Below are 21752 nucleotides of genomic sequence, written 5' to 3'. Positions count from 1 at the left end.
TCAGCGCCCGGCGCGTGCCAGCTGCATCGTTTCGGACAGCAGCTTCGCGACCGCCGCGGCCTCGGTGAGGAACCCGTCGTGGCCGTCCCGTGAATTGAGGACCCGCAGGCCGTCGCACGTGGGGATGTCGTCGGCCAGATCCTCCTGCAGGCGGATCGGGTAGAGGCGGTCGGAGTCGACTCCGCCGACGATCACGGGTGCGGTGATCGTGCTCAGTGCGGCGGCGATACCACCGCGACCGCGGCCCACGTCGTGGCGGTTCATGGCCTCCGACAGGAGTACATAGGTGCCCGGATCGAACCGGCCGACCAGCTTGTCCGCCTGGTGCTGGAGGTAGCTCTCGACGGAGTACCGTCCGCCGCGCCACGGGTCCTCGTCGTCCTGCGGAGAGTTCGCGAACCGGGAGTCGAGCTCGCTCTCGGTGCGGTACGTGAGGTGCGCGATCCGCCGGGCGATGCGCAATCCGGAGCGCGGGATCCGGCCGGTGCCGTGGTAGTCGCCGCCCTGCCAGTCGGGGTCGCTGGTGATGGCCTCGATCTGGGTGGTCTGCGTGCCGATCTGGTCGGCGGTCGCGCGGGCGCCGACGGCGAGGACGAGCGCGGACGCGATCCGGTCCGGGTAGGTCACGGCCCACTCGAGTGCGCGCATTCCGCCCATCGAACCACCGACGACGGACGCCAGCTTCTCGATGCCCAGCAGGTCGGTGAACTTCTTCTCGGCGGCGATCTGGTCGCGGATGGAGATCTCCGGGAAGCGGCTGCCCCACGGGCGACCGTCCTCGGCGATCGAACCGGGACCGGTGGTGCCGCGGCAGCCACCCAGGACGTTGGTGGCGACGACACACCACTCGTCGGTGTCGATCGGCGCGCCGGGCCCGACCATTCCCGTCCACCAGCCGGGGGAGGGGTGCTCGTCGGTGACGGGTCCGGTGACGTGGGAGTCACCGGTGAGGGCGTGCTCGACGAGCACCACGTTGTCCCGGTTCGGGGACAGCTCACCCCACCGCTGCACGGCGAGCGTCACCGAGGGGAGGACCTCTCCGCTCTCGAGTTCGAGGGGGCCGATGTCCAGGGTGCCGAGACGTCCGTCCGCCACGGGCAGGTTCTGTATTGCGCTCACTGTCAAGATGCCGCCGCCGTAAGTCCGGTCTCGATATCGGCGATGATGTCGTCGATCCCTTCGATGCCGACAGCCAGCCGGACCAGTCCGGGAGTGACGCCGCTCGCGGCCTGCTCCTCGGGGGTCAGCTGGGAGTGCGTGGTGGACGCCGGGTGGATCACCAGTGACCGGACGTCGCCGATGTTCGCGACGTGGCTGTGCAGGGTGAGCGCGTTGACGAACTTCTTGCCCGCGTCGATGCCGCCGGCGAGCTCGAACGTCACGATGGCGCCCGCGCCTCTCGGGGCGATCTGCTTCGCCCGCTCGTGCCAGGGCGAGGACGTGAGCCCGGCGTATCCGACGGATACGACATCCGGCCGGGCGTCGAGGTACTCGGCGACCGCGGTCGCGTTCGACACGTGGCGTTCCATGCGCAGGCTGAGGGTCTCGAGGCCCTGCGCGATGAGGAACGCGTTGAACGGGGAGACCGCCGAGCCGAGGTCGCGCAGCAGCTGCACGCGTGCCTTGAGGGCGAACGCGGGCGGTCCGAGTTCGGAGAAGACGACACCGTGGTAGCTCGGGTCGGGCGTGGTGAAGTTGCTGTGGCGGCCCTGGGTCCAGTCGAACGTGCCGCCGTCGACGATGACCCCGGCGATCGCGGTGCCGTGCCCGCCGAGGTACTTGGTGGCGGAGTGCACCACGATGTCCGCGCCGTGCTCGAGGGGTCGGATCAGGTAGGGGGTGGCCACCGTGTTGTCGACGATCAGCGGGATGCCGTGCTGATGCGCGACCCCGGAGATGCCGGGCAGGTCGAGGACGTCGTTGCGCGGGTTGGAGATGGTCTCGCCGTAGAACGCCTTCGTGTTGGGGCGGACGGCGGCGCGCCACTGCTCGAGGTCGTCGGGGTCGTCGACGAACGAGACCTCGATGCCGAGCTTGGGCAGCGAGTAGTGGAAGAGGTTGTACGTGCCGCCGTAGAGCCGCGGGCTGGAGACGATGTGGTCGCCGGCCTCGGCGAGGTTCAGGATCGCGAACGTCTCGGCGGCCTGACCCGACGCGAGCAGAAGCGCGGCGACGCCGCCTTCGAGGGCCGCGATGCGCTGCTCGACCGCGTCCTGCGTGGGGTTCATGATGCGGGTGTAGATGTTGCCCGGTTCGGCCAGACCGAACAGCGCGGCAGCGTGATCGGTGCTGTCGAACGTGTACGAGGTGGTCTGGTAGATCGGCAGCGCCCGCGCCTTGGTGGTCGCGTCGGACGTCTGCCCGGCGTGGATCTGCTTGGTCTCGAACGACCAGTTCTCGGTCATGTGCTGTCTACTCCAGTGGTCTGACGAGGCGCGGACGACGAGCTGTCCGTTCGCGCGCAGGGCTTGTCTGGGGTCTATCTACGACAACAACAACACATCATGAACCTCCGATGTCGGACCCGCGCTTGTCACCCGACTGTTGTATGAATCAGGGAACCAGGTCATCACCCGGGGCACCCCACCGCGGTGGAGGGTTGCCGGCCAGCTAGCCGGGGCTCGTTGCTGGCACTCATGACCTGTGGTGAATCTTAGCGGCTGGGGTCGAACGACCGGAAACGGCACCGATCAGGGCCACGAGCAGGCAAAAGTTACCCGTCGGTAGGGGTGGCTTCCGGCGCCCCGTGGGTTGCGGGCCCGGCGCATAGCAGTACGCTTGTCTTGTTAAAGCGCGGTCTCCCAGGGGCCGCTGTGACCGTCTACGTTTGATAAGCGAACCGTTCGCGGACCCACTCAGGAAGTGCGCCCGCAACCGTGTAACCAGGGAATCTTCCTAGGAGGACGCGAAGCACCCATGTCCAAGATCAAGGTTGAGGGCACCGTCGTCGAACTCGACGGCGACGAGATGACACGCATCATCTGGCAGTTCATCAAAGACAAGCTGATCCATCCTTACCTGGATGTGAATCTGGAGTACTACGACCTCGGCATCGAGTACCGGGACGAGACCGACGACCAGGTGACCGTCGACGCCGCCAACGCGATCAAGAAGCACGGCGTCGGCGTCAAGTGCGCGACCATCACCCCGGACGAGGCGCGCGTCGAGGAGTTCGGCCTCAAGAAGATGTGGCGGTCGCCCAACGGCACGATCCGCAACATCCTCGGTGGCACGATCTTCCGCGCGCCGATCATCATCTCCAACGTTCCGCGATTGGTTCCGGGCTGGACCAAGCCGATCATCATCGGCCGTCACGCCTTCGGTGACCAGTACCGCGCCACCGACTTCAAGGTCCCCGGTCCCGGCAAGGTGATGATCACCTACACGCCCGAGGACGGCAGCGAGCCGATCGAGCACGAACTGGTGAACTTCCCCGAGGGCGGCGGCGTCGTCCAGGGTCAGTACAACTTCACCAAGTCCATCGAGGACTTCGCGCGCGCCTCGCTCAACTACGGCCTGCAGCAGAACTACCCGGTGTACCTGTCGACGAAGAACACCATCCTCAAGGCGTACGACGGCGCGTTCAAGGACATCTTCCAGCACGTCTACGAGACCGAATTCAAGCCGGAGTTCGACGCGGCGGGCCTCACCTACGAGCACCGCCTCATCGACGACATGGTCGCGTCGGCGCTCAAGTGGGAGGGCGGCTACGTCTGGGCCTGCAAGAACTACGACGGCGACGTCCAGTCCGACACCGTCGCGCAGGGCTTCGGTTCGCTGGGTCTCATGACCTCCGTGCTGCTGACCCCGGACGGAAAGACGTGTGAGGCGGAGGCCGCGCACGGCACCGTGACGCGTCACTACCGTCAGCACCAGCAGGGCAAGCCGACGTCCACCAACCCCATCGCGTCGATCTTCGCGTGGACCCGTGGACTCGAACACCGCGGCAAGCTGGACAACACCCCCGACGTCATCGGCTTCGCGCAGGAACTCGAAGACGTGGTCATCAGGACCGTCGAGGGCGGCCAGATGACCAAGGACCTCGCGATGCTGGTCGGCGGCGACCAGGGCTACCTCACCACCGAGGAGTTCCTCGGCACGCTGGACATCAATCTCCAGAAGGCGATCGCCGAGCAGTAGACACCGCACGACGGCAGTACGGAACGGGACGCTCCCCACGTCGGGGCGTCCCGTTCGTCGTCTCCCGGGGAGGTGCGCCGGGGAAGTGAGTGTGCTCACCCCACGGCGGACGCGGGAAGAGATCCCGGGGTGCGGTCGTTGACTCTTCTTCGTGACTACTTCCGCGCCTGCCCGCCCGTCCGGTCCCGTCGGTGTCGTCGCCCAGCATCCGTCCGTCCGCACGCTCGCCATGATCGCGCTGGCTCTCGGCGGCTTCGGGATCGGGACCACCGAGTTCGTGGCGATGGGCCTGTTGCCCGAGATGGCGTCGAGCCTCGGCATCACCGAGCCGATCGCCGGGCACGTCATCTCGGCGTACGCGCTGGGCGTGGTCGTCGGTGCGCCGCTCATCGCGGCCCTGACCGCGCGGGTGCCCCGCAAGACGCTGCTGATCGCGTTGATGGCAGCGTTCACGATCGGCAACGCCGCCACCGTGTTCGCACCGAACTACGGGGTGCTGATGGTTGCACGGTTCGTGGCGGGCCTCCCGCACGGCGCCTATTTCGGTGTCGCGGCCCTCGTCGCGGCGCACCTCGCGGACCGCGGCCGGCGGGCCAGGGCGGTCGCGCTGGTCATGATGGGACTGTCGGTGGCCAACGTCGTCGGCGTGCCCGTCGCCTCGTGGCTGGGCCAGTCGCTCGGCTGGCGCAGCGCCTTCGCCCTGGTCGCGGTGATCGGTGTGGTGACCCTGGGGGCGATCTGGTCGTGGGTGCCCGCGCTCGCCGCCATGCGGATGACGAATCCCCTCACCGAACTCGGTGCCCTGCGCCGCCCGCAGGTGTGGATGACGTTGATCATCGGCATGGTCGGTTTCGGTGGCATGTTCGCCGTCTACACATACATCAGCACCACGCTCACCGACGTCGCCGGACTGTCACGGTCGCTGGTGCCGCTGGCCCTGATGATCTACGGGCTGGGCATGGTCGCAGGCAATCTGATCGGCGGCAAGCTCGCCGACAGGGCGCTGATTCCCGGCCTGTTCGCCTCGATGACCGCGCTCGGGGTGCTGCTCGGGATCTTCGTGACCGCCTCCCACAACCCGTACACGGCGCTGCTGCTCGTGTTCTTCGTCGGTGCGGCGGGAGCGTCGATGGTGCCCGGACTGCAGACCCGGCTGATGGACGTCGCCGCCGACGCGCAGACCCTCGCCGCCTCGCTCAACCACGCGGCACTCAACATCGCGAACGCGTTCGGGGCGTGGATCGGCGGCGTCGTCATCACGGCCGGCTACGGCTACACCGCGCCCGCCGCGGTGGGTGCGCTGCTCGCCGTCGCGGGTCTCGTGGTTCTCACCGTGGCGGTCGCGATGGAACGCCGCAGCGCCCGTTCGTCTCGGTAGCCGCGCTGTCGTACGCGTCCGCTACGGTGCTTGCCGTGCCACACATCATCACCACCGTCAATGTCAACGGCGTTCGCGCCGCCGCCCGCAAGGGGCTCACCGAGTGGATCGAGCGCACGGAGGCCGACGTCGTGTGTCTGCAGGAGACCCGGGCGTCCGACGAGCAACTGGCCGAGACGCTCGCGCCCGCCCTGGAGGGCGGATGGAACCTGGTGTCCGCGGAACCGTCGTCGAAGGGACGCAACGGCGTCGCGATCCTGTCCCGCAGGCCGGCCGACGCGTTCCGGGTAGGCCACGGTGACGACGAGTTCGCGGCCGCAGGCCGGTACCTCGAGGCCGACTTCGACGACCTGACCGTGGCGAGTCTGTACCTGCCCTCCGGGGAGGCCCAGACACCGCGGCAGGAGGAGAAGGAGCGGTTCATGGACTCCTTCGCCCGGTACCTCACCGACACCGCACGCACCGCCGCCGCGGCGGGACGGCACGTCGTGGTCTGCGGCGACTGGAACATCGCCCACACCGAACTGGACCTGAAGAACTGGAAGACGAACAAGAAGAACTCCGGGTTCCTGCCCCACGAGCGGGAGTGGATGTCGGCGCTGTTCGCGGACGATGCGCACTGGACCGACGTGGTCCGTCAGCTGAATCCCGACGTCGCGGGCCCGTACTCGTGGTGGTCGTACCGCGGGAAGGCGTTCGACAACGACTCCGGCTGGCGGATCGACTACCAGATCGCCACCCGGGAACTGGCGGAGCGCGCCAAGCAGGCCGTCGTCGAACGTGCCGAAACCTACGACCAGCGGTGGTCCGATCACGCGCCGGTCACCGTCCAGTACCGGTGACGGGCGGTATCTGATTCGTGTCGTCACGGCCCACGTGAAAAGATCAGTACTCATGTCGACCCCTGCAGCTCAGAAACCCACCGCGAAACCGCGGGTGCTCTCCGGCATCCAGCCCACCGCCGACTCGTTCCACCTCGGCAACTTCCTGGGTGCGCTGCAGCAGTGGGTGCCGCTGCAGGACGACTTCGACGCGTTCTACTTCATCCCCGACCTCCACGCGATCACGGTGGCGCAGGATCCGAAGGAGCTGCGCCGCCGCACGAAGATCGCGGCGGCGCAGTTGCTGGCGCTCGGGATCGACCCCGACCGCGCCACCCTGTTCGTCCAGAGTCAGGTTCCCGAGCACGCGCAGCTCGCATGGGTTCTCAACTGCATCACCGGTTTCGGCGAAGCCAGCCGGATGACGCAGTTCAAGGACAAGTCGGCGAAGCAGGGCAGTGAGAACGCGAGCGTCGGGCTGTTCACGTATCCGGTGCTGATGGCCGCCGACATCCTGCTCTACCGCCCGCAGCGGGTCCCCGTCGGCGAGGACCAGCGTCAGCACCTCGAACTGGCCCGCGACCTCGCGCAGCGGTTCAACACGCGGTTCGGGAAGGCGTTCGTCATTCCCGAGGCGCAGATCATCAAGGGCACCGCCAAGATCTACGACCTGCAGGATCCGACGTCGAAGATGAGCAAGTCCGGTCCCAGCCCGGCCGGCTTGATCAATCTCCTCGACGACCCCAAGGTGTCGGCGAAGAAGATCAAGTCCGCGGTCACCGACAACGAACGCGAGATCCGCTACGACCCGCAGGCCAAGCCCGGTGTGAGCAACCTCCTCACGATCCAGTCGGCGCTGTCCGGCACCCCGGTCGAGACGTTGGTGGCCGGGTACGAGGGCAAGGGCTACGGCGATCTGAAAACCGATACGGCCGACGTTCTCGCCGAATTCGTGACACCGTTGAAGGCGAAAGTGGAGGGTTACCTCTCGGACGAGGCGGAGCTCGACCGGGTCATCGCGGCGGGCGCCCACCGCGCCCGTGAAGTGTCGTCGCAGACCCTGGCGGCCGTGTACGAGAAGGTAGGGTTCCTGACACCGAAGGGATAGCACTGTGGCTGACGAACCGAGTTTTCTCGAGAGGCAGCGGGCAGCGCGCCCCTGGTTCGACCATCTGATGCGGGCCGCCCAGCGGTACCAGCAGCAGAAGGGCGACTACTACGCGGCGGGAATCACGTATTTCAGTGTGCTCGCACTGATTCCGATCCTGATGGTCGCGTTCGCCATCGCCGGTTTCGTCCTCGCCGGTCAGCCGGAGTTGCTGCAGGAACTGCAGGACGCCATCACCAAGAATGTTCCCGGAAGTCTCGGTGACACGCTCAACACCGTCATCGATTCGGCAATCGCCTCCCGTGCCAGCGTCGGTATTCTCGGTCTGCTCGGTGCCGCGTACGCGGGCCTGGGGTGGATGGCCAACCTGCGTGATGCGCTGACGGCGATGTGGGAGAGCCAACGCGAGTCGCAGGGATTCGTGCGCACCAAGCTGGGCGACGCCGCCGCACTGCTCGGGCTGGGCCTGGCGATGGTCGTCTCGATCGGATCGTCCGCGCTGAGCAGCGGTCCCGTCGCGCGGACCGTGGTCGAGTTCCTCAACCTCGACGAGGTGCCCGGCATCGACGCCGGGTTACGCGCACTGTCGGCCGTGCTCTCGCTGGTCGCGACGTGGGCGGTGTTCGCCTGGGTGATCGCCCGACTGCCCCGGGAGCCGGTGACGTTCCGCAGTGCGATCAAGGCCGCGCTGCTCGCGGCCGTGGTGTTCGAGATCTTCAAGCAGGTCGGGGCCATCTACCTCACGGCCGTCACCGCGGGTCCGGCAGGCGTGGCGTTCGGCCCGATCATCGGCCTGCTCGTGTTCATCTACCTGACGTCCCGGATGCTGCTCTTCTGCACGGCGTGGGCCGCGACCACCAAGGCCAGCATGGAGCTCGCGTTCGTGCCGCCGCCGGATCCGGCCGTCATCACCCCGCGGATCGAGGTCCACGAAGGTCCGGGTGTGCGTGGAGGCATCGCGTTGGTCGGAGTGGGCGCCCTTGCCGCGCTGGGGTTGTCCGGACTGTTCACCCGCAACAAGCACTGAGCCGAGCGGGGCCCGTCAGCGCCGCCGCGACAGCCGGCGCGCGCAGAGCACCAGCACGAGAACGACGGCCGCCCCGACGATTCCGATGCCCGCCCGCAGAACCAGCGTGTTGTCGGGATGATCGGAACCGGACGCGACGACGGAAGACGTCGCGGCGGCCGAATCCTGTTGCGGCGGTGCGGCAAGCACCGCGTCGGAGCTGTTCTCGGCCGGGTACAGGTCTTCCAGTGACCCCACCCCTGCGTCGCGGTCGAGGGCGAAACCGTAGTCCAGCAGACGCGCCGCCTGTTCCCACGTCCGGATCGGCTGGGCCTCGGCTCCCATCAGCGTCACCATCAGACGGCGACCGTCGTGATCGGCGCCGCCGACGTACGTATGGCGGGCATCGTCGGTGTATCCGGTCTTGCCGCCCAGTGCGCCCGGGTAGTTGTAGAGCAGCTGGTTGTCGTTCGCGAGCGCGAACGGGGGGCGGTCCTGATCGTCCGGGATCGCGGGATCCTTGGGGAATCCCGGGAACTGGACCGTCTCCGTGGAGATCAGCTCCGCGAACGTCGGGTTCTTCATCGCGGTGTGGAAGATGAGCGCGAGGTCGAACGGCGAGCTGCTCATGCCGGGACCGTCGAGCCCCGACGGGGTCGCGGTTCTCGTGTCGTGGGCGCCGAGGGTGTCGGCGAGGTGGTTCATCTTCTCGACGGTTGCCGCGTCGCCGCCGAGTTGCCGGGCGAGGAGGTGCGCCGCGTCGTTGCCGGACGCCATGACCAGACCCTGCATCAGCTGCCGGTTCGTGTACTGACCGTTCTTGCCGATCCCGACCGCACTGCCCTCGACGGCGGCGTCTTCGGCGGTGGCAGTGACGGTCTTGTCGAGATCCAGCTCGTCGAGCGCGACGAGAGCGAGCAGCATCTTGATGGTGCTCGCCGGCCGGTACCGGCCGTGCGGGTCCTTCGCCGCGAGAACCTCGCCGCTGTCGATGTCCGCCAGCACCCAGCCGGACGCCACGATGTCGGCGGGCAACGCCGGTGCGCCGTCGGGCAGGCTCACTCCGCATTCGGCGAGCCGCGGCCCGCCGACCGGCTCGTCGGGCACCGATACGGCCGTCGGCGCCGGATCACCCGGCTGCGGCACCTCCGACATGTCGACGGCCGGGGCCGGGGCCGACCGGTGCGGGCAGTCGTCGGTGTTCGGGGTGGTGAACGGCACCGACGTGGGGGAGGCGGGGACCGCCGGCGGAATCGCCCCGGCAGCGCTCACCGAGAGTCCGGCCAGCAGGGTTCCGGACACGACCGCGGTACACACTCGACGCCACATCATCGGAAATGCAGCGTATGCGATGACCGGGCCGGTTCCGAAAACGGACACGTGTCGACACGTATTCGTGACGTCTCCGCACCGCTGCGGGGAGGGATGCCCGGGGTCAGATGAAACCCATGTCCCGGACGGCGTCGCGTTCGGACTCGAGTTCCGCCACCGACGCATCGATCCGCTTCCGCGAGAAGTCGTCGATCTCCAGCCCCTCCACGATCTGCCAGGCCCCGTCGACCGAGCGAACCGGGAACGAGCTGACGAGCCCGTCCGGCACCCCGTACGCCCCCGTGGAGGGCAGGGCAACGGACGTCCAGTCGTCCTCCGGGGTGCCGAGTACCCAGTCGTGCACGTGGTCGATCGCGGCATTGGCGGCGGACGCCGCGGACGATGCGCCGCGAGCCTCGATGATCGCGCTGCCCCGGTTCGCGACCGTGGGAATGAAATCGCCGGTGAGCCACTCGCGGTCGGCGGCGAGCTCGGCGCCGGACCGGCTCCCCACCCTCGCATGGAAGATGTCGGGGTACTGGGTGCCCGAGTGGTTGCCCCAGATCGCGACGCGGCTGATGTCCTTCACCGCGGCGCCGGAGTGCCTCGCCAGCTGGGCGATCGCGCGGTTGTGGTCGAGCCGGGTCAGCGCCGTGAACCGCTCCGCGGGCACATCGGGTGCGTTGTTCGCGGCGACGAGCGCGTTGGTGTTGGCCGGGTTGCCCACGACCAGTACCCGGACTCCGTCGGCCGCAACCTGGTTGATCGCGCGGCCCTGCACGGTGAAGATTTGCCCGTTCGCCGCGAGCAGGTCACCGCGCTCCATGCCCTTGGAGCGGGGACGCGATCCGATGAGGAGCGCCACGTCGGTGCCGTCGAAGCCCTGCTTCGGGTCGTCGTGGACCTCGACGTCGCGCAACAGCGGGAACGCGCTGTCGTCGAGCTCCATCGCGGTGCCCTCGGCCGCACCGACAGCGGACGGAATCTCCAAGAGCCGCAATCGAATCGGGGTGTCGGGGCCGAGCATCGCGCCGGCGGCGATCCGGAAGAGCGCCGCGTAGCCGATGCTGCCTGCCGCTCCGGTGACCGTGACCACCGCGGGAGAAAGCGACTGCGCCATGTGAACCTCACTGTCCGTCGGGAGCATCTGTTCTCGACACTAGCGCGGAGATCCCGCGGTGGAGCCGCTCGGACAGTGAGCTCGAGCACGACGCAGGGCGCCCCCGACCGGATGTGGTCGGGGGCGCCCTGGAACGTGCTCGGTGACCGGACTCAGCGTGCGAACAGCAGCGCGCGCTTGACTTCCTGGATCGCCTTCGTCACCTGGATGCCACGGGGGCACGCGTCGGTGCAGTTGAACGTGGTCCGGCAGCGCCAGACACCGTCCTTGTCGTTGAGGATGTCGAGACGCTCCGACGCGCCCTCGTCACGGCTGTCGAAGATGAAGCGGTGAGCGTTGACGATGGCGGCGGGACCGAAGTAGCTGCCGTCACTCCAGTACACGGGGCACGACGTGGTGCAGCACGCGCACAGGATGCACTTGGTGGTGTCGTCGAAGCGGGCCCGGTCGTGCTGCGACTGGATGCGCTCACGGGTGGGCTCGTTGCCGGTGGTGATGAGGAACGGCTTCACGGCGCGGAACGCGTCGAAGAAGGGCTCCATGTCGACGACGAGGTCCTTCTCCACCGGCAGGCCCTTGATGGGCTCGACGGTGATCGTGACCGGCTTGCCGTCCTTGGGCAGCATGTCCTTCATGAGGAGCTTGCAGGCCAGGCGGTTGACGCCGTTGATCCGCATCGCGTCCGAACCGCACACGCCGTGGGCGCAGCTGCGGCGGAACGTGAGCGTGCCGTCGAGGTAGCCCTTCACGTACAGGAGCAGGTTCAGCATGCGGTCGGTCGGCAGCGCCGGCACCTGGAAGCTGTCCCAGTGCTGGCCCTCGCCGGACTCCGGGTTCATCCGCGCGATCTTGAGGGTGACCATGACGGCACCCTCGGGAACGGGCGGAAGATCCGACTTGTTCTCGCTCTTGTCGACTGCAGGTGCGCTCATCAGTACTTACGCTCCATCGGCTCGTAACGGGTCTGGACTACCGGCTTGTAGTCGAGACGGATGTCGGAGAGCAGGCCGTCGCCCTCCTTGTATGCCATCGTGTGCTTCATGTACTCGGCGTCGTTGCGGTCCGGGAAGTCCTCGCGGGCGTGGCCGCCACGCGATTCCTTGCGGTTCAGTGCACCGACGACGGTGACCTCCGCCATTTCGAGGAGGAAGCCGAGCTCGACGGCCTCGAGCAGATCGCTGTTGTAGCGCTTGCCCTTGTCCTGCACCGTGATGTGGTTGTAGCGCTCCTTGAGGGCGCGCACGTCCTTGAGTGCCTGGGTGAGGCGCTCTTCGGTACGGAACACCGAGGCGTTGTTGTCCATCGACTGCTGCAGTTCGCTGCGGATGTCCGCGACACGCTCGTGGCCGTGGTCCGAGAGGATGGTGGCCATCCACTCGTCGACCATCTTCTCGGGCGTCTCGGGCATGTCGACGAACTCGCTGTTGTTAGCGTGCTCGGCGGCGGCGATGCCGGCGCGACGTCCGAAGACGTTGATGTCGAGCAGCGAGTTGGTGCCGAGGCGGTTGGCGCCGTGGACGGAGACGCAGGCGCATTCGCCGGCGGCGTACAGGCCCTGGACGATCTCGTCGTTGTTGCGCAAAACCTCACCGTTGATCCTGGTGGGGATGCCGCCCATGACGTAGTGGCAGGTGGGGTACACCGGCACGGGTTCCTTGACGGGGTCCACACCGAGGTAGGTGCGGGAGAACTCCATGATGTCGGGGAGCTTCTCGTCGAGGACTTCCTCCGGGATGTGGGTCACGTCGATGTAGACGTAATCCTTGTTCGGTCCCGCGCCGCGTCCCTCGAGCACCTCGAGCACCATCGACCGCGCGACGATGTCGCGGGGTGCGAGGTCCTTGATGGTGGGGGCGTAGCGCTCCATGAACCGTTCGCCGTCGGCGTTGCGGAGGATGCCGCCCTCACCGCGCACGGCCTCGGAGATGAGGATGCCGAGACCGGCCAGGCCTGTCGGATGGAACTGGTGGAACTCCATGTCCTCCAGCGGGAGGCCCTTGCGGAAGATGATGCCCATGCCGTCACCGGTGAGGGTGTGCGCGTTGGACGTCGTCTTGTACATGCGTCCCGAGCCGCCGGTGGCGAACACGATGGACTTCGCGTGGAAGACGTGGATCTCGCCGGTGGCCAGCTCGTAGGCGATGACGCCGGTGGCGACGGGGCCGTTCTCGGTCTCGGTGATCGCGATGTCGAGAGCGTAGAACTCGTTGAAGAACTCGACGTCGTGCTTGACGCAGTTCTGGTAGAGGGTCTGCAGGATCATGTGACCGGTGCGGTCCGCGGCATAACATGCGCGGCGCACGGGGGCCTTACCGTGATCGCGGGTGTGACCACCGAAACGACGCTGGTCGATCTTGCCCTCGGGCGTGCGGTTGAACGGCAGACCCATCTTCTCGAGGTCGAGCACCGCGTCGATGGCCTCCTTGGCCATGATCTCGACGGCGTCCTGGTCGGCGAGGTAGTCGCCGCCCTTGACCGTGTCGAAGGTGTGCCACTCCCAGTTGTCTTCCTCCACGTTCGCCAGTGCGGCGCACATGCCGCCCTGGGCCGCGCCGGTGTGGCTGCGGGTGGGGTAGAGCTTGGTCAGTACCGCGGTGCGGGCGCGGGGACCGGCCTCGATCGCTGCGCGCATGCCGGCGCCGCCGGCACCGACGATGACCACGTCATAACGGTGTTCCTGCATGAAGTCTGTGCTCCCCTAGCTCGCCGAGATATTGGGGTCGAAGGTGAAGATGACGTACGTGCCGAGGCCCATGATCAGGATCATCGAGAGAACGAGGATCGTGGTCAGCCAGAAGCGCGTGGAGTCCTTGCGGGAGTAGTCCGCGATGACCGTGCGGAGTCCGTTACCGCCGTGCAGCTGGGCAAGCCACAGCATGGTGAGGTCCCAGAACTGCCAGAACGGGCTCGACCAGCGGCCTGCGACGAACGCGAAGTTGATGCGGTGCACGCCGTCGTCGAGCATCAGCATGATGAAGAGGTGGCCGAGCACGAGGAAGATCAGGGCGAGCCCGGAGAACCGCATGAACAGCCAGGCGTACAGCTCGAAGTTGTTCTTCGCGCTCCGGCGCGGTGAGCGCGGGTTGTCCAGGCTGGCGGGACGGTCGTAGGTCTTGCCGAGACTCTTGGCTTCTGTCGTCATGTCAGTGCCCCGCAAACATGTTGTAGAAGATGCGGCCGGCGCCCGGGATCATCACCAGGAACCAGATCGCGAGGATTACCCAGAGCATCAGGCGCTGGTACTGCGGTCCCTTGGACCAGAAGTCCACCAGCATCACCCGGACGCCGTTCAGTGCGTGGTACAGCACCGCGGCGACGAGAGCGAGCTCCATGAGCCCGACGATCGGGTTCTTGTAGGTCTCGATGACACTGTCGTACGTGTCGGGATTCACACGCACCAGCGCGGTATCCAGCACGTGCACGAATAGGAAGAAGAACGTCATTACGCCTGTGATCCGGTGCAATACCCAGGACCACATTCCGGGGTCGCCCCGGTAAAGCGACCGTGTGCGCTCCTTGGCCGGAGCGGCTTCAGTCGTAGTACTCATCGAGTGCTGTGCCTCCAACGTCATTGGTGGACGTGTCGAGTCTGCGCAGCGTTGCGGACATACCACAACTGGGGACCCGACGTGATCCTGAACCGACTTCTCTGAACTCTAAACCCAACGGAAACGGGGGAACTAATTCGAGTCGGGGTTCGTACCGCCCCTGCAAATGAAGTTAGGTTTGCCTCTCCAATGCGGATAGGGTTGTCCCGGGCGAATCTCTGCATCCATTCAGCCTCCATGATTGGATGGGGAACCATGGTCGAGATCGAGTGGAAACTGTTGCGCGCCAACGCGCGTGAGGTGATGGAGCGGGCGTACGCGCCCTACTCCGGGTTCGCGGTGGGCGCGGCGGCGCTCGTCGACGATGGACGAATCGTCGTCGGATGCAATGTGGAAAATGTCTCATACGGTCTGGGGCTCTGCGCCGAGTGTGTACTGGTCGGTAACTTGTTTGCGGGCGGCGGAGGCCGATTAATCGCCTTCACCTGCTGTGACGCGAGTGGCGACATACTCATGCCGTGCGGACGCTGCCGGCAGATTCTCTTCGAGCACGGTGGTCCCGGACTGCTCGTCGACCACCGGGCCGGCGTGCGACCACTGGAACAGCTGCTACCGGACGCTTTCGGTCCGGAGGAGAAGGGAAGAATCAGCCATGCATGACGCCTCGTCGATCATCGCCGCCAAACGCGACGGCAGGGAACTGTCCGGGGCAGAGATCGACTGGGTGGTGGAGGCATTCACCCGGGGTGTCGTGGCCGACGAGCAGATGTCGGCGCTGGCCATGGCGATCTTCTTCCGCGGGATGACGCGCGAGGAGGTGAGCCGCTGGACCACGGCGATGATCTCGTCCGGTCGCCGCCTCGACTTCACCCATCTGGGCAGACCCACCGTGGACAAACACTCGACCGGTGGTGTCGGCGACAAGATCACGCTGCCGCTCGCTCCGCTGGTCGCCGCGTGTGGTGCCGCCGTACCGCAGCTGTCGGGGCGCGGGCTCGGGCACACCGGCGGAACTCTCGACAAGCTCGAGTCGATCCCCGGCTGGCGCGCCGACCTCGACACCGCCGAGATGGCCGAGATCCTGTCCGACCCCGCCGTCGGAGCGGTCGTCTGCGCCGCCGGGGCAGATCTGGCACCGGCGGACCGGCGGTTGTACGCGCTGCGCGACGTCACCGGGACGGTCGAGTCGATTCCCCTGATCGCCAGCTCGATCATGAGCAAGAAGATCGCCGAGGGCACCGGCGCGCTCGTGCTCGACGTCAAGGTCGGGTCGGGTGCGTTCATGAAGAAACTCGACGACGCGCGCGAACTCGCGCAGACGATGGTCGACCTCGGGAGCGACGCCGGAGTGCGGACGATGGCGGTGCTCACGGCGATGGACGCACCACTCGGTCACACCGCGGGCAACGCCCTCGAAGTGCGGGAGTCGCTGGAGGTGCTGGCCGGGGGCGGCCCGTCCGACGTCGTGGAGCTGACCCTCGAACTCGCGCGAGAAATGTTGAAGGCGGCTGGAATCGATGGCGTCGACCCAGCGGACAAGCTGCGCGACGGGTCGGCCATGGATCGCTGGCGGAAGATGATCTCCGCCCAGGGCGGCGACCCCTACGCCCCGCTGCCGACCGCCCGGCACACCGAGGTGGTGCTCTCCGAGTCGGACGGTGTGGTGTGCGGACTCGATGCCATGGCGGTCGGACTCGCCGCCTGGCGGCTCGGCGCGGGGCGTGCCCGGCAGGGCGAACCGGTGCAGGCGGGGGCGGGTGTCGAACTGCACGCGAAGCCGGGGGAGACCGTGTCGGTGGGAACCCCGCTCGTCACGCTGCATACCGACACGCCCGAACGGTTCGCCGCCGCGAAAGCCGCACTTTCCGAAGCCTGGACGGTGGTCGCCGACGCGCCGCCGGTCACCGCGCCGCTCGTCATCGAGCGGATCGAGGATCCGTCACGCTAACGTCGACGCATGACCGCACTGGATCTGTCGGCCCTGCGCCGAGCGCCGAAGGTGTTGCTGCACGACCATCTCGACGGAGGACTCCGGCCCGAGACGGTTCTCGAACTGGCCCGCGACTGCGGCTACGACGCGCTGCCCGCCGACACGGCGCCCGCGCTGGCCACGTGGTTCCGCGAGGCCGCCGACAGCGGTTCGCTCGAGAGATACCTCGAGACATTCGCGCACACGGTCGCCGTCATGCAGACGCCGGTCGGACTCGAACGCGTGGCCCGCGAATGCGCCGAGGATCTCGCCGACGACGGTGTGGTCTACGCCGAGGTCCGCTTCGCGCCGGAGCAGCACCTCGAGGAGGGGCTGACACTGGACGAGGTGGTGGAGCAGGTCCTGCTCGGATTCGAGGCGGGGGAGTCCGCGGCGGAGGTGCGTGGCCAGAACATCCGGGTCGGGGTCCTGCTCACCGCGATGCGGCACGCGGCGCGGTCCCGGGAGATCGCGGAACTGGCGATCCGGTTCCGGGACCGCGGCGTCGTCGGATTCGACATCGCCGGCGCCGAGGCCGGCAATCCGCCGAGCCGCCACCTCGACGCCTTCGAGTACATGCGGGGCAGCAATGCGCACTTCACCATTCACGCGGGTGAGGCGTTCGGTCTGCCGTCCATTCACGAGGCCATCGCGTTCTGCGGCACCGACCGACTCGGTCACGGGGTCCGGATCACCGACGACATCACGATTGGCGACGACGGCGTCCCGGTGCTCGGCAAGCTGGCGAACTATGTGCGGGACAAGAGGATCCCCCTCGAGCTGTGTCCCAGTTCCAACGTCCAGACCGGGGCGGTGGACGCACTCGAGAACCATCCGTTCGACCTGCTCGCCCGGTTGCGGTTCCGGGTCACCGTCAACACCGACAATCGGCTGATGAGCGACACGAGCATGAGCCAGGAGATGCTCCGGTTGGTCGAAACGTTCGGCTACGGCTGGACGGACCTCGAGCGGTACACCATCAACGCGATGAAGTCGGCCTTCATCCCGTTCGATCAGCGGCTACAGCTGATCGACGAGGTGATCAAGCCGGGATTCGCGGTGCTGGTGGGCTGAGCGCCCGAGGGCGGGTGCTCAGACCTTCCGCAGGCGGGCCTCGAACTCCCGCTCGAGCGTCCGCCACGCCGTGGCCTCGGCATCGAAGGGCGCGCTCGGCGCCATCCGCGTCGGGTCCGGGTTGAGGACGAACGAGACGTACCAGCCCAGCGGCTCGGACGAGGCGAGTGCGGTTTCCACCGAATCGTCATCGGCGAAATCGGCTGCATCGGTGAACAATTCGACGGCGAGGTCGAGTTGGTCCGCGTCGACGGATTCCGGCCCCGCAGCGAGGTCGTCGGCCAGACCCGGCAGCACGTACACGTTCTCGTCGGTGACCTCCACCTCGAGCGACCCGTCGACGGCCGCCACCTGGATCTCCTCGTACGTGCTGACCTGCGCGAGGGCGTGCTCGTGGTTGTCGGCGAGGTACCGGGCCAGTGCGCGCTCGGACGTGAAGACGAAGATCGCGCCGTCGCGGCCGAGGAAGATCGCGTCGTCGTCCAGGTAGCACCGGAGGGTGAAGTACGTTTCCCCAGACGTGATGATCTTGACGGGGTCCACTCCCACCGCCCCCCAGAACGTGTCGTCCTCTTCTTCCTCTTCCTCCTCCGTGCTCCCCAGATCGAGTGCGACGAACTCCTCGTCTTCCTCGGCCTCTTCGGCGACGTCGTCCACGTCGACGGTGTTCTCGTCGGCCGCGACCAGCTCGGCCTCGGCCACGGCTACCGCCTCGGCGTCCACCTCCGGGGTGGCCACGATGTTGTCGACGGCGTCGAGGACGTCATCCCAGCCCTTCGCGATGGCCGTGCCGATCTGAGCCCACAGTTCCTCGCCCTCGCGTCCCTCGAAAGCGCTGGCGCCGGCGGGGAGCGCGCCCAGGATGGGGTTCGCGTTGAAGAACTTGGTGACCACGTCCAGTTCGCAGACCTCACCGATGTTGCGCACCATGTTGAGCGTGTCTTCGAGCTCGCTCACGACCAGAGCGTCGGGGTCGCTCGCGGCCAGCTCCGGCACACCGATCAGGTCGAAGCAGAAGTTCTCGTCGGGTTCGAGCTCGGCAGCGGAGAGCCCGGACACCACACCCCAGGCGGGGTGCTCGACGAGATCGTTGTCGGTGTTCGTACGGATGAAGGCGGCCAGTTCGGCCACCGATTCGAATCCGTACAGGTCTTCCTCGTGACCCAGGAATGCTTCCCACTCGTCGTCGCCCTCACGCCACCGTGGTGCCCACAGTGTCACGAGGTCTCCGTCGGTGAGACCGAGTTCGATCGGGACGATATCTCCAGCCATGGCGCGAAGCCTATCGACCCCGCGGCCAAAGTTATACCCGGGCCGTGTGCTGACCGTTTCCGGCGCCGTGACGGTCACACCTTCCCGAACCCGTCCTGCAACGCGCTACTGACCCGCGTGCGTTGTTCGGTGGCGAGCCGGGCGGCTTCCCGGGTGGTGCTCGTGATCATGGTCGCGAGAGCGCGGGCGTCGAGCGTCGAGATGGAATCGTCCATCCAGAGGCCGGTCAGCGTGCCGTTCCCGTCGACTTCGGCGGTGACCTGATCGGACTCGCTCGACGCCCGCGCGGTGATCGCCCGCAGTCCGGCAAGGGCCTCCTCGAGCAGTGCCACCTGTTCGGTGGCCCGCCCCACGATCGCATCCATGTCGTGTTCGCTCACAGTGGTCGCATCCAACTCGTCGGGGTGGGTTCTTCCTCGTCCTCGATCGCCTGCGCGGCGGCGACCTCGGAGCGGGTGGGCAGACCGAGCTTGTCGAGAATCTCGGCGGGCATGCCGTCGCGGGCGAGTTCGTCGCGCCGCCTCGCCCCGGCCTCCCTCGCCGAGCGCCGGCAGAGTGTCAGGATCTCGTCCGCGAGCCGCTGGCCGCCGTAGCGGAGTTCGCGCGGATCGATGCGGAGCTCGAGCGGCAGACCCTGCTCGGTGGTCCGAACCGAGACGGTGCCAGAGCGGTTGCTGACTGCGGCCGTCGTGCCCGCCGGTGGTGGGGTGGGGGGAAACATGATTCCTGTCATTCCGTCGGTCGGTAGAAGCCGTAGAAGCCCATGCCGCTGTTGCTGGTACGAATCGGGCCGACCTGCACGGGATCACCGGCCTCCACGAGTTGACCGTTGCCGATCACCATCGCGACGTGACCGTCCCAGACGGCGAGATCGCCGGGCATGAGGTCGCCGGGGTCGACTGCGGTGCCGACGTTCTGTTCCTGCGCCAGCCGGGGAAGACCCACGCCCGCTTCGCCGTACGCCCACTGCGTCAGACCGCTGCAGTCGAGGCCCTCACCCGGGGACGTCCCGCCCCAGACGTACGGGACACCCTGCTGCGACAGCGCGTTGCGCACCGCATCGGCCGCTTCCTTGTTGGGGGCGACGGCGGTGCTGCCGTCGGGCAGGACGATCTCGACGCCCTCGCCGCTGTGCGCGGGGTCCGAGGTGGACGGCGCGTGGCCGGAGCCTCCGGACCTGCCGGTGAGGGTGTCCGGTCGCGAACCGCTCGCCGCGCGCCTGCCCGACGAATGCGCGGCCGGGGCGGAGATGCTCGTCAGTCCCGACATCGGCGACGTTCCCGACGAACTCGCGAACCCGGACGCCGCGCGGCTCACGGCGTCGGAGCCGACAGGTGTGACGGGGGCCGCAGAGGCGGGCGCCGTGCTCGCCGCGGTCGTGCTCGCCGGCGCGGTGGGCGCAGGCGCGGCGGGGATGTCTTCGGCCGGTGTGAGGGTGACCATCTTCCCGGTCTGCTCGGCGAGTTCGGCCCGCACTTTCGTGACCGCGGCGGTGGCCCGGCCGAGATGGTCGAGTGCCGCCGCGACGATCATCGCCTGACCGGGCGGGGTGGCCAGGGCCGGTCCGGCCGCGACCGCGAGGGAGACGAACGACTGCAGGATCTCCTCCAGTTGCGTCATTCCGGCGCGGACGATCTCGGAGGCCGCGGCGACGACGTCGGCCATGTCGTTGCCGCGATCGGAGACCGCGACCGTCGCGCGCTGTGCCTCCTCGGTCTTCACGATCGCACCGGTGCCGCCCTTGCCCTGCCAGTCGCCGTAGATCGAGCTGATACCGGTGCGGCCGGTGTCGTGTACCGCGTCGATGGCGACCGAGGACGCACGGAGAGCGTCGGCGGGTCCACCGGCGGGGAGGACGCCGCTGCCGAATGCCCCGAGCAGATCGAGGATCGGGCGGGTGAGCAGATCGAGGGGGATCACGGTCAGGCCTCCAGCCCGACGGCGCCCGCGGCGAGCGCGGCCGTGGTGGCAGTCTCGGTGCCCTCGTACGCAGCGGCATTCGCGAGGGCGGTGGCGCTGATCGCGCCGAGCACGCCCGACAATTTCTCGATGGACGCCAGATGCGCGGCGTGCGCCGTGGCGAAGGCCGCGACGAAGTCGCCACCGATCACCCCGAAGACCGGCCCGAGCAGCAGAGGGCCCGCGGCGGCTGCGCCGAGGCTTGCGGCCTGCATCTCCGCCGCCATGGTCCCTGCCGTGGCCGCGAACTCGGCGATACTTGCGGTATCCGCCCTCAAATCGTTCATCGTCATCCCCCCAGTCGGATTTGATACCGGTCACCTTATTGGACGCGCGTGACAGAGATTCGGTTCCACCCCCGATCCGCCGAGAATCGCTCTCTTGCGAAATCTCGCCGCGCGCCCCCTTATTCTTCGAGCATGAACACGCACGTCGTCGACCACCCGCTCGCAGCCGTCCTCCTGACAACGATGCGCGATGCGCGCAGCGACAATGCCACATTTCGCGCCGCCCTGCGAAGGCTGACGCACATGCTGGTGTACGAGGCGACGCGCGAGGCTCCGGTCGAGACGTTCGACGTGGTCACGCCGATTGCGACCACCGACGGAGTGCGGCTGAGTCATCCGCCGCTGCTCGTCCCCGTCCTGCGGGCCGGCCTGGGCATGGTCGAGCAGGCCAGCAGTCTGATTCCGCAGGCGCGCGTCGGTTTCGTCGGCATGGCCCGGGACGAGCAGACCCATCTGCCGGTCCCGTACCTGGAGTCGCTGCCCGCGGATCTGTCCGGCATCCCGGTGTACGTCCTCGACCCGATGCTCGCGACCGGTGGTTCGATGGTGCATACGATCGACCTGCTCGTCGCCCGCGGCGCCACCGACGTCACGGCGATCTGCGTGGTCGCGGCGCCCGAAGGTGTTGCGGCACTGTCGGCGGCGGGACATCCGGTGCGACTCGTGACGGCGGCGGTCGACGAGGGACTCAACGACGACGCGTTCATCGTGCCGGGCCTCGGCGACGCCGGGGACCGGCAGTTCGGGCCACGCTGACAC

General features: G+C 67.6%; 22 protein-coding genes and 1 riboswitch. Of the genes, 9 read left to right on the top strand and 13 right to left on the bottom strand.

The features are described 5' to 3' along the window. Nucleotides 1-1125, bottom strand: a complete 1125-nt coding sequence (locus tag ACFTWF_RS09370) for a homoserine O-acetyltransferase (RefSeq protein ID WP_378460960.1) — start codon at nt 1123-1125, stop codon at nt 1-3. After that, a complete protein-coding gene (locus ACFTWF_RS09365; protein WP_378460959.1) occupies nt 1122-2405 on the bottom strand; it encodes a bifunctional o-acetylhomoserine/o-acetylserine sulfhydrylase in 1284 nt (427 codons plus the stop codon). The genes ACFTWF_RS09370 and ACFTWF_RS09365 overlap by 4 nt, the downstream gene beginning before the upstream one ends. Before the next feature lie 116 nt (nt 2406-2521). Next, a riboswitch (SAM riboswitch) is annotated at nt 2522-2642 on the bottom strand. Nucleotides 2643-2916: 274 nt separating this feature from the next. Here ACFTWF_RS09365 and ACFTWF_RS09360 point away from each other — a divergent pair. The 5 genes from ACFTWF_RS09360 to yhjD all read left to right on the top strand — a co-directional run bounded on the left by ACFTWF_RS09360 (nt 2917) and on the right by yhjD (nt 8474). Beyond that, entirely contained in the window at nt 2917-4140 is a 1224-nt protein-coding gene (locus ACFTWF_RS09360) for an NADP-dependent isocitrate dehydrogenase (RefSeq protein WP_378460958.1), read from the top strand. Nucleotides 4141-4291: 151 nt separating this feature from the next. After that, on the top strand, nt 4292-5518 hold the full coding sequence (locus ACFTWF_RS09355; RefSeq protein WP_378460957.1) for an MFS transporter: 1227 nt from the start codon (nt 4292-4294) through the stop codon (nt 5516-5518). A 35-nt stretch (nt 5519-5553) separates the two neighbouring features. Then, a complete protein-coding gene (locus ACFTWF_RS09350; RefSeq protein WP_378460956.1) occupies nt 5554-6360 on the top strand; it encodes an exodeoxyribonuclease III in 807 nt (268 codons plus the stop codon). A 52-nt stretch (nt 6361-6412) separates the two neighbouring features. Continuing rightward, a complete protein-coding gene (gene trpS, locus ACFTWF_RS09345) occupies nt 6413-7447 on the top strand; it encodes a tryptophan--tRNA ligase (protein WP_378460955.1) in 1035 nt (344 codons plus the stop codon). 4 nt (nt 7448-7451) lie between these two features. After that, the gene (gene yhjD / locus ACFTWF_RS09340) at nt 7452-8474 is read left to right on the top strand and encodes an inner membrane protein YhjD (protein ID WP_378460954.1); all 1023 of its coding nucleotides are present in this window, start codon (nt 7452-7454) and stop codon (nt 8472-8474) included. A gap of 15 nt (nt 8475-8489) precedes the next feature. On the opposite strand, the gene ACFTWF_RS09335 is transcribed toward yhjD, so the two are convergent. The 6 genes from ACFTWF_RS09335 to sdhC form a co-directional block, all read right to left on the bottom strand. After that, nucleotides 8490-9770, bottom strand: coding sequence for a D-alanyl-D-alanine carboxypeptidase family protein (locus ACFTWF_RS09335; RefSeq protein ID WP_378460953.1), 1281 nt, complete (start codon nt 9768-9770; stop codon nt 8490-8492). A 118-nt stretch (nt 9771-9888) separates the two neighbouring features. Continuing rightward, nucleotides 9889-10884 (bottom strand): malate dehydrogenase, encoded by a 996-nt coding sequence (locus ACFTWF_RS09330; protein ID WP_378460952.1) that lies wholly within the window; start codon nt 10882-10884, stop codon nt 9889-9891. A gap of 152 nt (nt 10885-11036) precedes the next feature. Continuing rightward, nucleotides 11037-11816 (bottom strand): succinate dehydrogenase iron-sulfur subunit, encoded by a 780-nt coding sequence (locus ACFTWF_RS09325; RefSeq protein ID WP_005256985.1) that lies wholly within the window; start codon nt 11814-11816, stop codon nt 11037-11039. Continuing rightward, on the bottom strand, nt 11816-13567 hold the full coding sequence (sdhA, locus tag ACFTWF_RS09320; RefSeq protein WP_378460951.1) for a succinate dehydrogenase flavoprotein subunit: 1752 nt from the start codon (nt 13565-13567) through the stop codon (nt 11816-11818). The genes ACFTWF_RS09325 and sdhA overlap by 1 nt, the downstream gene beginning before the upstream one ends. A gap of 15 nt (nt 13568-13582) precedes the next feature. Further along, complete coding sequence (locus ACFTWF_RS09315) at nt 13583-14026, bottom strand: succinate dehydrogenase hydrophobic membrane anchor subunit (protein WP_185728952.1); 444 nt, start codon at nt 14024-14026, stop codon at nt 13583-13585. A 1-nt stretch (nt 14027) separates the two neighbouring features. After that, nucleotides 14028-14432 (bottom strand): succinate dehydrogenase, cytochrome b556 subunit, encoded by a 405-nt coding sequence (gene sdhC / locus ACFTWF_RS09310; protein ID WP_005239889.1) that lies wholly within the window; start codon nt 14430-14432, stop codon nt 14028-14030. Nucleotides 14433-14687: 255 nt separating this feature from the next. Between sdhC and ACFTWF_RS09305 the strand changes: the two genes are divergently transcribed. The 3 genes from ACFTWF_RS09305 to ACFTWF_RS09295 are packed head-to-tail and all read left to right on the top strand — an operon-like array spanning nt 14688 to nt 17475. Then, the gene (locus ACFTWF_RS09305; protein WP_378460950.1) at nt 14688-15092 is read left to right on the top strand and encodes a cytidine deaminase; all 405 of its coding nucleotides are present in this window, start codon (nt 14688-14690) and stop codon (nt 15090-15092) included. Next, entirely contained in the window at nt 15085-16380 is a 1296-nt protein-coding gene (locus ACFTWF_RS09300; protein WP_378460949.1) for a thymidine phosphorylase, read from the top strand. The genes ACFTWF_RS09305 and ACFTWF_RS09300 overlap by 8 nt, the downstream gene beginning before the upstream one ends. A 9-nt stretch (nt 16381-16389) precedes the next feature. Further along, nucleotides 16390-17475: an adenosine deaminase gene (locus ACFTWF_RS09295; RefSeq protein ID WP_378460948.1), complete on the top strand. Its 1086-nt coding sequence runs from the start codon at nt 16390-16392 to the stop codon at nt 17473-17475. Nucleotides 17476-17493: 18 nt separating this feature from the next. On the opposite strand, the gene ACFTWF_RS09290 is transcribed toward ACFTWF_RS09295, so the two are convergent. The 5 genes from ACFTWF_RS09290 to ACFTWF_RS09270 form a co-directional block, all read right to left on the bottom strand. Next, nucleotides 17494-18747: a primosomal protein gene (locus ACFTWF_RS09290; RefSeq protein ID WP_378460947.1), complete on the bottom strand. Its 1254-nt coding sequence runs from the start codon at nt 18745-18747 to the stop codon at nt 17494-17496. A 74-nt stretch (nt 18748-18821) separates the two neighbouring features. Then, nucleotides 18822-19127: a YbaB/EbfC family nucleoid-associated protein gene (locus ACFTWF_RS09285; RefSeq protein ID WP_378460946.1), complete on the bottom strand. Its 306-nt coding sequence runs from the start codon at nt 19125-19127 to the stop codon at nt 18822-18824. Beyond that, nucleotides 19124-19468 (bottom strand): hypothetical protein, encoded by a 345-nt coding sequence (locus tag ACFTWF_RS09280; protein WP_378460945.1) that lies wholly within the window; start codon nt 19466-19468, stop codon nt 19124-19126. The genes ACFTWF_RS09285 and ACFTWF_RS09280 overlap by 4 nt, the downstream gene beginning before the upstream one ends. Nucleotides 19469-19476: 8 nt before the next feature. After that, nucleotides 19477-20667, bottom strand: coding sequence for a C40 family peptidase (locus ACFTWF_RS09275; RefSeq protein WP_378460944.1), 1191 nt, complete (start codon nt 20665-20667; stop codon nt 19477-19479). 2 nt (nt 20668-20669) lie between these two features. Continuing rightward, a complete protein-coding gene (locus ACFTWF_RS09270; RefSeq protein WP_378460943.1) occupies nt 20670-20993 on the bottom strand; it encodes a type VII secretion target in 324 nt (107 codons plus the stop codon). A gap of 132 nt (nt 20994-21125) precedes the next feature. Between ACFTWF_RS09270 and upp the strand changes: the two genes are divergently transcribed. Continuing rightward, a complete protein-coding gene (gene upp, locus ACFTWF_RS09265) occupies nt 21126-21749 on the top strand; it encodes a uracil phosphoribosyltransferase (RefSeq protein WP_378460942.1) in 624 nt (207 codons plus the stop codon). Nucleotides 21750-21752 lie beyond the last annotated feature (3 nt).

The organism is Rhodococcus sp. NPDC056960, from assembly GCF_042674125.1.
In the GTDB taxonomy this organism is placed as follows: domain Bacteria; phylum Actinomycetota; class Actinomycetes; order Mycobacteriales; family Mycobacteriaceae; genus Rhodococcus_F.
Note: the sequence above shows the minus strand (reverse complement) of the source record. Positions and strands in the feature narration are given on the sequence as shown.